At 69.4% G+C, this 12674-nt stretch carries 16 protein-coding genes; 6 read left to right on the forward strand and 10 right to left on the reverse strand.

All coding sequences use genetic code 11. The features are described 5' to 3' along the window. Positions 1-12 precede the first annotated feature (12 nt). Together AOM45_RS32485 and AOM45_RS32490 are read left to right on the forward strand one after the other, a co-directional pair. Positions 13-375 carry an SPW repeat domain-containing protein gene (locus AOM45_RS32485; protein ID WP_030469381.1) on the forward strand — a complete coding sequence of 121 codons (363 nt, stop codon included), beginning with the start codon at positions 13-15 and terminating at the stop codon, positions 373-375. Then, positions 372-806 (forward strand): hypothetical protein, encoded by a 435-nt coding sequence (locus AOM45_RS32490; RefSeq protein ID WP_030469380.1) that lies wholly within the window; start codon positions 372-374, stop codon positions 804-806. Before AOM45_RS32485 ends, AOM45_RS32490 begins: the two co-directional genes overlap by 4 nt. A gap of 12 nt (positions 807-818) precedes the next feature. On the opposite strand, the gene AOM45_RS32495 is transcribed toward AOM45_RS32490, so the two are convergent. Continuing rightward, entirely contained in the window at positions 819-1193 is a 375-nt protein-coding gene (locus tag AOM45_RS32495) for a RidA family protein (protein ID WP_030469379.1), read from the reverse strand. 97 nt (positions 1194-1290) lie between these two features. Here AOM45_RS32495 and AOM45_RS32500 point away from each other — a divergent pair, with 97 nt between their 5' ends. Next, positions 1291-1653 (forward strand): winged helix-turn-helix transcriptional regulator, encoded by a 363-nt coding sequence (locus AOM45_RS32500; RefSeq protein ID WP_030469378.1) that lies wholly within the window; start codon positions 1291-1293, stop codon positions 1651-1653. A 5-nt stretch (positions 1654-1658) separates the two neighbouring features. Here the strand turns inward: AOM45_RS32500 and AOM45_RS32505 are convergent, their stop codons facing one another. Together AOM45_RS32505 and AOM45_RS32510 are read right to left on the reverse strand one after the other, a co-directional pair. Beyond that, a complete protein-coding gene (locus AOM45_RS32505; RefSeq protein WP_030469377.1) occupies positions 1659-2762 on the reverse strand; it encodes a glycosyltransferase family 4 protein in 1104 nt (367 codons plus the stop codon). Further along, positions 2735-3892, reverse strand: a complete 1158-nt coding sequence (locus AOM45_RS32510; RefSeq protein ID WP_030469376.1) for a lipopolysaccharide biosynthesis protein — start codon at positions 3890-3892, stop codon at positions 2735-2737. Before AOM45_RS32510 ends, AOM45_RS32505 begins: the two co-directional genes overlap by 28 nt. A 240-nt stretch (positions 3893-4132) precedes the next feature. On the opposite strand from AOM45_RS32510, the gene AOM45_RS32515 reads away from it, so the two are divergent. From AOM45_RS32515 to AOM45_RS32525, 3 genes are read left to right on the forward strand one after another with little or no spacing between them, the layout of a single operon-like run. After that, a complete protein-coding gene (locus AOM45_RS32515; protein ID WP_030469375.1) occupies positions 4133-6835 on the forward strand; it encodes an arabinosyltransferase domain-containing protein in 2703 nt (900 codons plus the stop codon). Continuing rightward, the gene (locus AOM45_RS32520) at positions 6832-7335 is read left to right on the forward strand and encodes a phosphatase PAP2 family protein (RefSeq protein WP_030469374.1); all 504 of its coding nucleotides are present in this window, start codon (positions 6832-6834) and stop codon (positions 7333-7335) included. The genes AOM45_RS32515 and AOM45_RS32520 overlap by 4 nt, the downstream gene beginning before the upstream one ends. After that, positions 7332-8222, forward strand: a complete 891-nt coding sequence (locus AOM45_RS32525; protein WP_081902321.1) for a decaprenyl-phosphate phosphoribosyltransferase — start codon at positions 7332-7334, stop codon at positions 8220-8222. Before AOM45_RS32520 ends, AOM45_RS32525 begins: the two co-directional genes overlap by 4 nt. Here AOM45_RS32525 and AOM45_RS32530 read toward each other — a convergent pair. From AOM45_RS32530 to AOM45_RS32560, 7 genes are all read right to left on the reverse strand, one after another. After that, the gene (locus AOM45_RS32530) at positions 8213-8830 is read right to left on the reverse strand and encodes a DUF4328 domain-containing protein (RefSeq protein WP_081902310.1); all 618 of its coding nucleotides are present in this window, start codon (positions 8828-8830) and stop codon (positions 8213-8215) included. The genes AOM45_RS32525 and AOM45_RS32530 overlap by 10 nt on opposite strands. Before the next feature lie 67 nt (positions 8831-8897). Then, on the reverse strand, positions 8898-9233 hold the full coding sequence (locus AOM45_RS32535; protein WP_030469371.1) for a VOC family protein: 336 nt from the start codon (positions 9231-9233) through the stop codon (positions 8898-8900). Positions 9234-9298: 65 nt separating this feature from the next. After that, positions 9299-10087: a carboxymuconolactone decarboxylase family protein gene (locus AOM45_RS32540; protein ID WP_030469370.1), complete on the reverse strand. Its 789-nt coding sequence runs from the start codon at positions 10085-10087 to the stop codon at positions 9299-9301. After that, positions 10087-11280: an RNA polymerase sigma factor gene (locus AOM45_RS32545; RefSeq protein ID WP_030469369.1), complete on the reverse strand. Its 1194-nt coding sequence runs from the start codon at positions 11278-11280 to the stop codon at positions 10087-10089. The genes AOM45_RS32540 and AOM45_RS32545 overlap by 1 nt, the downstream gene beginning before the upstream one ends. Beyond that, positions 11277-11648: a YciI family protein gene (locus tag AOM45_RS32550; RefSeq protein ID WP_030469368.1), complete on the reverse strand. Its 372-nt coding sequence runs from the start codon at positions 11646-11648 to the stop codon at positions 11277-11279. The genes AOM45_RS32545 and AOM45_RS32550 overlap by 4 nt, the downstream gene beginning before the upstream one ends. A gap of 90 nt (positions 11649-11738) precedes the next feature. Further along, positions 11739-12026, reverse strand: a complete 288-nt coding sequence (locus AOM45_RS32555) for a muconolactone Delta-isomerase (protein WP_030469367.1) — start codon at positions 12024-12026, stop codon at positions 11739-11741. Positions 12027-12137: 111 nt separating this feature from the next. Then, a complete protein-coding gene (locus AOM45_RS32560; protein WP_030469366.1) occupies positions 12138-12644 on the reverse strand; it encodes a DinB family protein in 507 nt (168 codons plus the stop codon). Positions 12645-12674 lie beyond the last annotated feature (30 nt).

Raw genomic sequence — 12674 nt, forward strand, 5'->3', positions numbered from 1 at the left:
AGAATTGTTCGCGTGGGGGACCTACACCGACGCACGGTCGAGAGCAGGGCCGGTGTCACCGCGTTTCTGGCCGGCGTGTGGCTGATCGCGGCGCCACCGATCCTGCACTTCAGCGCGTCCGCGCACGCCTTCCGGCCGTACTGGTGGTCGATGGGTCTGGCCGTCGTGCTCATGCTCCTCGGCATGGTGCGGGCGATGGCGCCGCTGGACGTGCCGTTCGCCCAGCAGGTTACGATCGCGCTGGCGCTGTGGCTCGTCGTCATGGCACTGCTGGGAGACGACGGGGTGTGGGCCGTTTGGCTCAACCAGCTCGTGGTCGCGGCTGTGATCGCGCTGTCCGCCGGGCTCGCGCTGCTGATCGGCCTGCGTCGATGAGCAAGTGGCACGAGCCGTCCGACAACTGCCTGATCTGCCGCGGCCGGCAGGAGGTCGTCGTCGGCATCCGGGAGCGCGGGCCGTACGAGCGGATGCACGACTACACGCGCGTGCTGTTCTGCGCGGCGTGCGACGTCGGCGAGCTCCGGGCGTTCAGCTACGACGACTTCGTGGTGTTCGGCGAGGAAGACGACGTCATGGTGTGGTCGGCGGTCCTCGCCTCGGAAGACGTCGGCCGGCTGCGTTCGGGGTTCGCCTGCACGTCCCCGCTGAACCACGAGTGCCAGTGCGCCCAGCACGTCCGGGCCTACGACACGAGCCTGAGCGCGACCAAGACCCTGCTGCCGGAGTACGGGCCCGCCCGGCACAGTCCGGACGGGCGCACCACCGTCACCGTCGAGGTCGTGGACGGGCTGGCGGAGTTCCGCTGAACCGCCGGTGAATCAGTCGATCACGGCGACCGCTTCGATCTCGACCAGGTGCTCCGGCACGTCGAGCGCGGCCACACCGATCAACGTGGCAGGAGGCGCCTGCCCCTGCGTCACTCGGGCGATGCCGTCGAGCAGCTGCGGCATCTTGTCGGGCGTCCAGTCCACGACGTACACGGTCACCTTGACGAGGTCGTGAAGTGTCGCCCCGGCCGCCTTGAGTGCGATGTGGACGTTCTCGTAGGCCTGCGCGGTCTGGGTGGCTAGGTCCGGCGCGGCGTCCCAAGCGACCTGGCCTGCGACGTAGACCGTCCTGGACCCGCTGGCGACGGCCACCTGGTGGTAGACGTCGATCTTCGGCAGCTCGTCGGGGTCGATGAAGGTGATCACTGCTCTGTCCTTCGCTCTCTTGTGGTTACTGGCAAACCGTAGGAGAGTGAACGCTGACCTGGAAGAACGCACTTTTTCGTGAGTGGGGAACCAAAAGGTGAGCAAGCAGCTCAGCGGGGATCTGGCGCGGGCGGATTCGTTGGCGCGCGAGATCTTCTCGGACATCGCGAACAAGTGGGCGCTGCTGATCATCGAGACGATCGGCGACTCCACCAAGCGCTTCACCGAGCTGAAGGTGGAGGTCGACGGGATCAGCCACAAGATGCTGACGCAGAACCTGCGGCTGCTGGAGCGCAACGGGTTGGTCGTGCGGGTGGTGCATCCGACCGTGCCGCCGCGGGTCGACTACACGTTGACCGAGCCCGGGCAGGCGTTGCGGGCGACGGTGGATGCGATGTGTGACTGGACGCAGCGGTATTTGGGGGAGATCGAGGAGGCGCGCAGCCGCTTCGAGGGCTAGGCCGATCAGCGGACGCTGTGTTTCTCGAAGAGCGCTTCGAAGGCGTCGAGCACGGCCGGAACGCTGAACTTCGCCGCCGCCGTCCCGTCGGAGACCGGTGGCTGGTCGCGCAGTGACCGCAACCCCGCGGTGATGGCGGCCGCGTCACCAGGAGGCACGATGAGCCCGAAACCCGTTTCCCGCACAGGGATGCGCACGCCGGGCAGGTCGCTCGCCAGCACCGGCACCCCCGCGAGCATGGCGACGACCTGCACGATGCCGAACGCCTCGAACGCGTTCACCGACGGAAGCGCGAACACGTCCAGCGAGGCGTAGAAGTCGCCCAGGTCCTCGTCGGGCACGAACCCGAGCAGCTTGATCCGCGGGTCGCCGTCGATGTGTTCCCGCACGCGGGCGATGACACTGCCTCCCGCGACGTTGCCGAAGTCGCCGCCGATCAGCAACCGCGCGGACGGGTCGTTCAACGCGCGGAAGCCGTCGACCAGGTGCTCGACGCCCTTCTCCTCCACGATCCGGCCGAGGAACCCGACGTGCAGGCCGTCGCCGTCGCGGAACCGCGGTGCGCCTTCCGGAACCGGGCGGCAGGGCGGCGGCACGGCGGCCATGTGCGGCTGGATCGACGGCCACAGCCTGCTCTCCCGCGCGTAGTCCTCGCTCGTCACCGCGACAGCCGCCGCGCGCCGCATCGCGAGGCGGCTGGACGCGTCGATCGCCCTGCCCTGAACCGAGTTCACCAGACCGGGCGGGAGGCTGACGTCGCAGTGGTAGGTCACGACGACCGGGCACTTCGCGAGTGCCGCGACGGGACCGGCCTCGAGCATCGGCAGGTGGAGGTTGAGCACGCGGGCGTTCGCCGATGCCTCCCGCACCATCGCGGTGAACGCCGGGCTGATCACGCCCTTGCCGAACCGGGCGAGCACCGGCGCACGGCTCACTCGCACGCCGTTGATCGTCTCCTCGTGCGGCAGCAGCGGGTCGTGCCGGGTGGTGACGATTCGGACGCGTTTCCCGCGCTCGGCGAGCCCCTCCGCGACGTCCCGCGCGAAGTTGGTCAGGCCCGACACGTAGGGCGTGTAGTAGGTCAGGGCGATGACGAGGTCGTCGAGCACCGTTCGCTCTCCTGTCGTGGGGAAGTGAGCAGCAGGACGCCGGCGAGCCAGCCGACGAGTGATCCGGTGAGGAACGCGATCTCCGCGCGCAGCAGCAGGTCCGGGATGAGAGCGAACGTCACCGCCGCCGTCGCGACGCCCGCGAGCCAGCTCCACGCGACCCGGCTGTGCCGAGCGCCCGCCACGAGCGCCTGCGTGGTGACGATCAACCCGAGGTGGGCGACGACGCCGAGCGCGACCAGCGCCAGGTCCACAGAGGACACGGCGTAGAGAGGGCCGAACACGAGTCGCACCAGCCACGGGCCGATCGTGAACGCCAGCGCGACGCCGGCAGCACCGATGAGCGCGAGCGCGGCGGCCAGACGTGTCACGACAGCGCGCTCCGACTTGCCGGTGATCACCGGCAACAGCGCCGTCTGCAGCGGGACCGCGACGAAGAGCGGAACCCTGGCGAGGAGGAAGGCGGCGAGGAACACGCCGGCCCTGGCACGTTCGTCCGGAGCGGCGACCGCGGTCACCAGCACCGGAATGCCGTTGAGCAGCAGCTGCGCACACACAGATCCGACGAGCAGCGGTGCTACCGCGCGCGCGACGTCGCGCACGGGCACCTCACTCTCTCCCTGCCACCAGAGGCCGGCCAGCACGGGCAGGTGGGCGACCGCGACCGCTGCCACGAGCGTCCACTCGAACTGTGCGCTCGTGGTGGCTCCGAGCCAGCCGGCGAGCAGTGCGAACACCACGCGCAAGGCGGTGTCGACCACCAGCAGGCCGCCGTGCCACGCCAGCTTCCCGCTGCCGATCAGCACGCCCCGCACCAGGAACTGCCCCGCGGACAGGAAACACAGCACCACCACGGCCGGGGACACGAACACGGCCAGCGCGCACTCGACGACCGCCATGGCGAGCGCGACCACGGCGGCCGAACGCAGCGCGCGAGGACCGAGGCGCGCCAGTTCCTGTTCCACCGGAAGGAAAGCACCGAACCCGACGAGCAGCGCGATCGACCAGAACGCGCCGAAGTCGCTGTACTCCGCGGGTGAGACGTTGCGCGCGACAACCGCGAGGTAGGCGTTGACCAGAAGTCCGGACAGGACGACGCACACCCCGACGAAGCTGAGCGCACGGACCATGGGCGGCACGATATCGGCCACGACTTGGCGATTTTCCCATCGGAAACACAAATCCGGGTTATGGCAACGCAGACGTTGCAAAGCGTGGTTCGCGTGGGCTTCCCGTGTAACGGACGGTGGCTAGCTTCTGACCCCTCGCCCTCCGAAACCATAGGACAACGGCGCGTGACGACCCAAACGATTCCGTTAGCCCCTGAAGCACCTGCCACGACCATTCGGCCCGGGCCGAGGAGGAGACGGTTGCTGGCCGTCGCCGTCGTGTCCGGCGCGCTCACCGTGCTGTTGTCGGCGCTGATGCCGCTCGCGCCCGTGACGATCAACGATCCGACCGTCAACTGGCCGGCGGACGCGTCCGCGCCGCGTTCCACGATGCTCGCGCTCAGCGCCTACCGTCCATTCGAGATGGACGTGAGCTTCGGCTGCGGAACGGTGCGTGCCGCGCAGGCCGCTGGTGGCGTGGTGTTCGCGACGGTCAACCCTGCCGACTCGGCACGCGGCCTCGTCGTGAAGGCGGAGAACGATCATCTTCGGGTGAGCGGGATCGCCGCGCTGGACGAGCCGGTGCCTCCCGGCGACTGCAGGTACCAGATCCGCGGCGATCGCGACGGGCTGAGCATTCTGCGCAACGGCACGGAGATCGGCCGGTCCGCGACCATGCCGGACGTGCACGTGCTGGCGACCTCGATCACCAGCCTGAGCGTTCCCGACCTGTCCGCGCGGATCCGGGTGGACGACCAGTTCAGCACGAGTCCGGCACCGCTGAAGATCGTGCTGATGGTGCTGCTCGCACTGGCCGCGGCGACCGCGTTCACCTGTCTCGTGCTGCTGGATCGGCGAGTGCACCGCGAGCCGGGGCGGTTCCGGTTGCGCCTGAGCCTCGTCGACCTGGTCGTGCCCGCGATCATGGTGCTCTGGGTGTTCCTGGCGCCGATGTCCGACGACGACGGCTACTACAGCGCGATGGCGAAGAACGTGCCGTTCGAGGGGTATGTCGGCAACTACTACCAGATCCTCAACCAGGGCTTCACGCCGTTCTCCTGGTTCTACTACTTCCTGGCCAAGTGGCAGGTCTTCGGCTTCGCCCCGGTGGTTCTGCGCATCCCGGCACTGCTGTTCGGACTCGTGACGTGGTTCGCCGCACGTCGTTACGTGTCAGGCAAGTTCAGCGGCAGGTTCAGCGGAGTCGTGCTGGGCGCGGCGTTCCTCGCGTGGTGGCTGCCGCTGGACATGGGGGTGCGGCCCGAGGGCGTCGTCACCATGTGCGGCATGCTCACGCTGCTGGCCGTGACGATCGCGGTCGAGCGGCAGCGACTCGCGTTGCTCGGCGCGGCCGTGGGTGTCGCGGGCATCGGGTTCTTCGCGCACCCCACCGGTTTCACGACGCTGGCGCCACTGCTGGCGGGCCTGCCGTTCGCGTGGAAGCTGCTGACGAAGGACGCGGGCTGGCGCACCATCACCGCGAGGACGCTCGCGGTGCTCTCACCCGGCGCGGTCGCGATGATCATGGCGTTCAGCGACGGCACCCTGCGCGACTTCCTGTACGCGCAGGAGATCTTCAGGAAGATGGCGGGTTCGGAGTCCTGGTACACCGAGTTCGCCCGCTGGATGTTCCTGCTGAACCAGGGCGACGCGATGGCGAACTACGCCAAGCGGGCGCCGGTGCTCGTGTGCGTCGTCGCGCTGGTCTGGTTCGTCGTGCTGCTCACGGCCGCGCGGGCGCGCCGCATCGAAGTGCCACCGCGGCTCGCACTGGCGGGCTGGTCGACGATGTTCGCGTTCTTCCTGCTGTGGTTCACGCCCAGCAAGTGGACACACCACTTCGGCAGTCTCGCCGGCATCGGCTCGGTGTTCATCGCGTTGATGTTGCTCTGTTCCGTGCCGTTGATCCGTGAACTGACCGCGGACCGCCGCGTGCCGATGCCGGTGCTGCTCGGCGGCATCGTCAGCGTCGTCGCCATGCTCGGGCTGGCCGGGCACGGCGCCAACAAGTGGCCGTACTCGTGGCACCTCGGGCTGCCCTCCGCGGGCGTGCCACCACACCTGTCGGTGCTCAAGTTCGACAAGCCGTACTGGTGGCTCCTGCTGCTCGCGGTCGTGGCGTTCGTCCTGTACCGACGGGGCAAGGGTTCCTACGCCCCGGTCATCGCGATCCCGATCGTGGTCGTGATGTTCTTCGCGGCCAACATCACCTATCTGGTGGGCGGTTTCGCGGCTGCGACCGTCAGCACGCTGGACACCTGGTCGCCGTGGGCCGCGAGCGTCCAGGACCCGCTCGCGCGGCGCTGCGTCGCGGCGGACGCGATCGACGTGGCGACACCGCGGCCGCTGACCCCGTTGCGGGACCGCTGGTTCGCGATCCAGAACGACGAGATCGCGACCGTCGTCACCGGCAAGCCCACGCCGGTCACCTACGAGTACGCGACGTCGAACGCGCAGGTGCTCAGCACCGGTCAGCTCACCGACAACGTGGACAGCACGCTGCGCCGCACCCTCGTGCTGCCACCGGCACCGGCCGGCGCGACGCAGGTGCGGCTCACCGGCGAGGGAGTGTTCACCCCGCCCGCCGCGCAGAAGTACCAGCCGCTGCGCGAGTTCCTGCCGCGCGAGTCGGCCGTCGGCGTGGCGTGGCAGATCGCGTTCCTGTTCCCCTGCCAGCGCCAGCCTCGCATCCAGGACGGCGTGATCGAGCCGATCTCCTACGCCGTGCAGTGGGGTGACACGCCGGCGCTCGGCCTCAGCGACCCGACCTGGCAACCCGTGCGCGGCGCGCTGTTCGGTGACGTCCTGTCCTCGCAGGAGGTCACCGCGTTGCCGGCGCGACTGCGGGACTTCCCCGGCAACTACCCGATCCAGGTGTACCAGACGAAGCCGCTCTACCAGGCCGGTCAGTACACCGTCACCCACCACAGCCAGAACCGCACGGGTTGGGAGGGCATCAGATGAGCGATCGCGAAGCGGTGGCACTGGTCGCCGTGCAGACGGCGCTCGCGAGAGGACCTGTGGTGCGCGCGGCCCGCGTGCTGTCGTTCTTCGGTGAGCACAGCGGAGGGTGGCTGGCGCTGGGCGTCGCGGGCGCCGTCCTCGACCGCCGGCGCCGTCCGGAGTGGACGGTCGCGGCTGCTTCCGTGGTGGCCGCGCACGCGGCGTCCATCGCGGTGAAGCGCGTGGTTCGCCGCCGGCGTCCGCACCACGCGGACGTCCAGGTGCTGGCGGGAACGCCGAGCAAGCTGAGCTTCCCGTCGTCACACGCGACCTCCACCACGGCCGCCGCGATCGCCTACGGCGCGCTCACCAACCAGCCGCTGGTGCCGATTCTGGTGCCTCCCATGGCGATCAGCAGGCTGGTGCTGGGCGTGCACTACCCGACGGACGTGGTGGCCGGCGCCGTGCTGGGTGCCGTGGTGGCACGTGGTGTGCGCCGCATCGTGTGGGGGCGTCGATGACCGTGGCGATCGAGACCCGGCAGTCGGTGGTGCGCGGACTGATCAGGACCGCCCGGCCACACCAGTGGGCGAAGAACGTCCTCGTGCTGGCCGCCCCGTTCGCGTCGAGCAGGATCACGGAAGCGGCCGTGTTGCGCTCGGCCGCGCTGGCGTTCGCGGCGTTCTGCTGCGCGGCCTCGGCGGTGTACCTGATCAACGACGCGAAGGACGCGGAGGCCGACCGCGCCCACCCGAAGAAGCGCGACCGGCCGATCGCGGCGGGCATCGTGCCCGTGCCACTCGCGTTCGGCACGGCTGGTGTGCTGATGGCCGCGTCGCTGGCGATCGGTGAGGTAGCCGGCTGGAAGCTGCTCGTGCTCATGGTCGTCTACCTGGCGGTGCAGCTGGGCTACTGCTTCGGTCTGAAGCACCAGCCCGTGCTCGAACTGTGCGTGGTCGCCTCAGGTTTCCTGCTGCGCGGCATCGCGGGCGGTCTGGGCGCCGGCATCGTGCCCAGCCAGTGGTTTCTGCTCGTGACGGCGTTCGGGTCGCTGTTCATCGTGGCGGGCAAGCGGTATGCCGAGATCAAGCTCTTCCACGCCACCGGTGCGGCGATCCGCCACTCGCTGACCAAGTACTCCGAGACCTACCTGCGGTTCGTCTGGGCCACCTCGGCCGCGGTCATGAACATGACCTACGGCCTGTGGGCGTTCGAGCTGGGGCAGCGCACCGGTAGCCCGTGGGCCGCCCTCTCGATGGTCCCGTTCGTGATCGCCGTGCTCCGTTACGCCGTCGACGTCGACAGCGGCAAAGCCGGTGCCCCGGATGATCTGGCCCGGTCCGATCGCGTCCTGCAGTCCCTTGGTCTCGCCTGGGTGGTCACCGTCGGCCTGGCCATCTACCTGTGAACGGGAGTGCTTTGGAGTTCTGATATCTCGCGCACGATTCGAACGGCGAGGACGGCGGCGAGGATGCCCACGACCGCCGAGATGGTGCTGAAGGTCGCGGCGATCAGGAACGAGTCCATCGTCAGCCGGCCGTTGACGTAGAACCGGACGTACGCGAAGTCGAAGATCCACATCAGCAGGTACGCCGTCCACCACTTCGAGATCGTCCTGGACGGCGGACCGACGGTGCGCCAGATGTCCTCGACGACCTGCTTGGGGTACCAGAGGTTCACGACCGGCACCAACCAGCCCAGCCACACCCAGACGCGGCTGTGGCGGTGTCCGGTCTCGGGGCTGAGGCGCTCGGCGTTGATGCGCGCGTTGTACACCCACACGAGGAACACGCCGATGGTGACGAGTGTGAGCAGCGTCAGCGGCCAGTCGACGAGGACGTTGGCCGTGTCGGCGTTCCTGAGGTCGGCGGGTGTCGCGGTGCCGGCCCACAGGTCGCCGGCGGTCGACCAGGTGAACCAGCCCACCGCCGCCTCGGCGACGTTGCCGAGGGCGGTCAGCCCGATGAGGACGGACGCGGCGAGACCGAGGCCTCGCACCGGTCTGAAGTGCTCCATGCCCGCAAGACGCGGGCAGGCGCGGATTTGTTGAGTGGCCCGCCGTGCGACGGGCCACTCGCGCAACTCAGGCCTTCGGCTCGTAGAGGCTGAACGGCGTGCCCTGGTCGTCCGAGCAGTGGGCGATGCGGCCGACGTCGGGCACGGTCTGCACGTCGTCGCTCTTGCCGCCGAGCTCGGCGACCTTGCGCACGGACGCGTCGATGTCCGTGGTGTGGAAGTAGATGCGCGGCTGGGTGAGCTGGCCGTCCTTCGCGGCGATCGCGCCGGCCGCACCGTTGGTGATCACGTGGTAATCCTCGCCCATCGGGCTGGTTTCCCAGCCGAACACACCCGCGTAGAACGCCCGTGCCCGCGCGGTGTCCTCGGCGGGCAGCTCGAACCAGTTGACCTGTCCGGACATCTCGATCGCTCCTTCGGTTGTCGGTGCTGTGACCGGAGGACGAGCGAACATCCCGGAACTCGACATCAACCTCCGAGAATTTTCCGGCCGGTGTCGTAGTGGTCCAGAGCAGCGCCAACGGCGGCGGCGACGGTCACCTCGAAGATCTCGTCCTCGGTGTGGTCCTGCCCGAGACGGGCGATGTCGTCGTCGGTGATGTGGTGGGAGGCCTCGCGCACCGTCGCCGCGAAGGTGCCCCAGGCGTCCCCTGCCGCAGCGGCCCGCCGGAGCTCTGACGGTGTGTGCGCGGGAGCGTCCAGGACGGCGCGGCGGATTTCGGCGACTGCGCCTTCGCCCGGACCTGTCAGGAAGCGCGGGAAGCGGTAGCCGAACCGGTGCAACGAGCGGGTTCCCGACTTCAGCTGACCCGGCCGGAGCTGAAAGCCGAACGTGTTGGCGAGCCGGTTCACCACCTGGAAGACGAAGCTGACGTCGAGCGCGCCCACCGCCGCGTCACGGGGCAGGTCCGTGGGCGTCAGGTCGTCGAGAAACGCCAGCGCGGCCACGAGTTCGGGACGCAGCGGTGAGGGATCACCGGCCAGTTCGATCAGCTCGGTGTGCGTGACGGCGCAGAACGGGCACCGCAGCCGTTCGGAGGTGGCCCTCGCCAGGTACTCGCGTTCGCCCGCCGTCCAGAACGACGGCCCGCGCATCGCCTTCGCCGTCAGGTCGAGGAACACCGCGCCGAAGAAGTCCGGGCGGTACAACAGGGCCTTGGGCACGTCCGACATCGGTACCCGCGACACCAGCTCGGTGAAGCCGAAGAACATCCGGGCCGGCAGCCGGTGACCGCGGTCGAGCACGGTGAGTCGCATCAGGGAACCTCCAGGGAACGCAGCCGCCCGGCCAGGAACCGGCGATCCGCGGGACTCGTCGCCAGGTCGTGCGCGACCCGGTACGCCGCAACGGCTTCGTCGCGCCGGTCGAGGCGGCGCAGCAGGTCGGCGCGGGCGGAGTGCAGCAGGTGGTACGAGTCGAGGCCGGAGATCCCGTCGATCAGCTCGAGGCCCGCCGCGGGTCCGTCGGCCATCGCGACCGCGACCGCGTGGTTCAGCTCGACGACCGGAGTCGGTGCCACGCTGAGGAGTTCGGTGTAGAGAGCGGCGACGCGGTGCCAGTCGACCGGGTCCTGCACGTGCAGCGCGGCGATCGCGGCGTGCAGCACGTACGGGCCGGGCGAGCCGAACCGCAGCGCGCGGGCGAGCAGCGCCACGCCCTCGGAGATCTCGTCGGCGTTCCACAGCGTGCGGTCCTGGTCCTCGAACAGCACGACGTCACCGTCCGCGGAGAGCCGGGCGGCGCTGCGCGAGTTGTGCAGCAGCATCAACGCGACCAGGCCGTGCGCCTCGGGTTCGTCGGGCATCAACGCCGCGACGAGCTTGCCGAGCCGCAACGCCTCCAGCCGCAGCGACGCGTCGGCGGTCGTGTAGCCGCGGGTGAAGATCAGGTAGATCACCGCGAGCACGCCCTGCAGGCGTTCCGGCAGCAGGTGGTCGGCCGGCACCTCGAACGTGATGCCGGCGTCGCGGATCTTGCGCTTGGCCCGCACCAGCCGCTGGGCCAGCGCGGGCTCGGCGACGAGGAACGTCCGGGCGATCTGCGCCGCGGTGAACCCGGCGACGGCCTGCAGGGTGAGCGCCACCCGCGCGTCCTCGGCGAGCGCGGGGTGGCAGCAGGTGAAGATCAGGCTCAGCCGTTCGTCGCCGAGGTCGGCGAGCTGCTTCTCGCTCATCGTGACCGGCTCCGGCGGCGCGGGGAGCTTGGTGCGGGCCATCTTGGCGTGCCGGAGCCGGTCGAACGCGTGGTTGCGCGCCACCGCGAGCAGCCACGCGAACGGGTCGTCCGGCACGCGCGACCGCGGCCATTTCCGCAACGCCTGCGAGCACGCCTCCTGCAACGCGTCCTCGGCCAGCTCGAAGTCGCCGAGAGCGCGCACGAGCGCCGCGAGCATCCGGGTCCGGTGCTCGCGGTACACCTGCTCGACCGCGGCCGACGCGAGGTCGCTCATTCCAGCCCGTGGTTCAGGCCGGGGATGCGTTCGACCGGGCGCACCTCGACCGTGCTGCCGTACTGCGCCTGCGGGCACATCTCGGCCAGCTCCAGCGCCTCGTCGAGGTCGCGGCAGTCGAGCAGGTAGTACCCGCCGAGGTGCTCGTGGGTCTCCGCGAACGGCCCGTCGGTGAGCATCGCCTTGCCCTCCCGCACCCGCACGGTCGTGGCGGTGGTGACGGGCTTGAGCGGGTGGCCGGACACGAAGGCACCGCGGCGCCGGCACTCGTCGGCGAACGCGTTGACCCGCGTCAGCAGCTCGTCGAACCCCGGATCACCCGGCTTCGGCCGGTCCCCGCAGTTGTAGATCAGGAACATGTAGTGCATGGATGCCCTCCAGTCGTCGTTCCGAGGACGAACGAGGCCTCTGGAACTCGACATTCGAGCACGTCCGGTTTCCCACGGCGCGGCGAGGCCTCAGGGCTGGGCCGCCAGGTCCGAGGGGTGCGTGGCCAGCGGCGTCACCTGGACCCGCATGAAGTCCCACAGCGGCAACGACGAGAGGAACGCGTGCAGCTCGTCGTTGGACGGCACGTCGAAGATGCTGATGTTGCTGTGCAGCCCGACGACTCGCCACAGGTGTTGCCACACGCCCATCTTCTGCAGCTTGAGCGTCCTGTCCCGTTCGGCCTGGACCAGTTCGGCGCGGCGGTTCGGGTCGAGGTCGTGGGGAAGGGAAACGTCCATCCGCACGTGGAAGAGCACGGTCACCTCCTGGTAGATGCGGTGACCAGGAATACCCGGCGCGGCCGTGATCGAAGCGGTGACGTCCTGCGGTCGCGCGGTACCCCTCCGTGGGACCACGAGCCGTGAGCCTCAGGCCCCCGTGACGCCGTCGATGCCCTCGCGCAGGAAGTCCGCGTGACCGTTGTGCCGCGCGTACTCGTGGCACAGGTGGTGCATGACGAGCCGCAGTGACACCTGCTCCTGCCAGCGCGGCTGGTAGCCCGTCACGTCCAGCGACTCGGCCTCGCGCTCGATCTTGCGCGCGTGCTCGACCTCGTTCTCCCACGCGGCGAACGCCTCGGACCTGCTCGACCCCGAGGCGTCGTAGGCCACCTGGTAGTCGTTGTCCTCCGACCACACCAGCGGGATGTCCTCGCCGTTGATGACCTTGCGGAACCAGGTGCGTTCCACCTCGGCCATGTGCCGCACGAGTCCGAGCAACGTCAGCGTGGACGGCGGCATCGAGCGCCGGCGCAGGTCGTCGTCGGAGAGGCCTTCGCACTTCATCGCGAGGGTGGCGCGCTGGAAGTCGAGGAACGCGCGCAGGGTCTCGCGCTCGTCGCCCTGCAACGGCGGGCTGGGTCGTTCGGTGGTCATGCGCGGAGTCTGCCGGACGTGCCGGTCGCC

The organism is Lentzea aerocolonigenes (assembly GCF_000974445.1).
GTDB lineage: Bacteria > Actinomycetota > Actinomycetes > Mycobacteriales > Pseudonocardiaceae > Lentzea > Lentzea aerocolonigenes.

Bases quoted from the DNA above. Each gene is read 5' to 3' on its own strand.
- AOM45_RS32490 (WP_030469380.1), top strand. From the start codon at position 372: ATGAGCAAGTGGCACGAGCCGTCCGACAACTGCCTGATCTGCCGCGGC.
- AOM45_RS32510 (WP_030469376.1), bottom strand. From the start codon at position 3,892: ATGGTCCGTGCGCTCAGCTTCGTCGGGGTGTGCGTCGTCCTGTCCGGA.
- AOM45_RS32520 (WP_030469374.1), top strand. From the start codon at position 6,832: ATGAGCGATCGCGAAGCGGTGGCACTGGTCGCCGTGCAGACGGCGCTC.
- AOM45_RS32525 (WP_081902321.1), top strand. From the start codon at position 7,332: ATGACCGTGGCGATCGAGACCCGGCAGTCGGTGGTGCGCGGACTGATC.
- AOM45_RS32530 (WP_081902310.1), bottom strand. From the start codon at position 8,830: ATGGAGCACTTCAGACCGGTGCGAGGCCTCGGTCTCGCCGCGTCCGTC.
- AOM45_RS32535 (WP_030469371.1), bottom strand. From the start codon at position 9,233: ATGTCCGGACAGGTCAACTGGTTCGAGCTGCCCGCCGAGGACACCGCG.
- AOM45_RS32540 (WP_030469370.1), bottom strand. From the start codon at position 10,087: ATGCGACTCACCGTGCTCGACCGCGGTCACCGGCTGCCGGCCCGGATG.
- AOM45_RS32545 (WP_030469369.1), bottom strand. From the start codon at position 11,280: ATGAGCGACCTCGCGTCGGCCGCGGTCGAGCAGGTGTACCGCGAGCAC.
- AOM45_RS32550 (WP_030469368.1), bottom strand. From the start codon at position 11,648: ATGCACTACATGTTCCTGATCTACAACTGCGGGGACCGGCCGAAGCCG.
- AOM45_RS32560 (WP_030469366.1), bottom strand. From the start codon at position 12,644: ATGACCACCGAACGACCCAGCCCGCCGTTGCAGGGCGACGAGCGCGAG.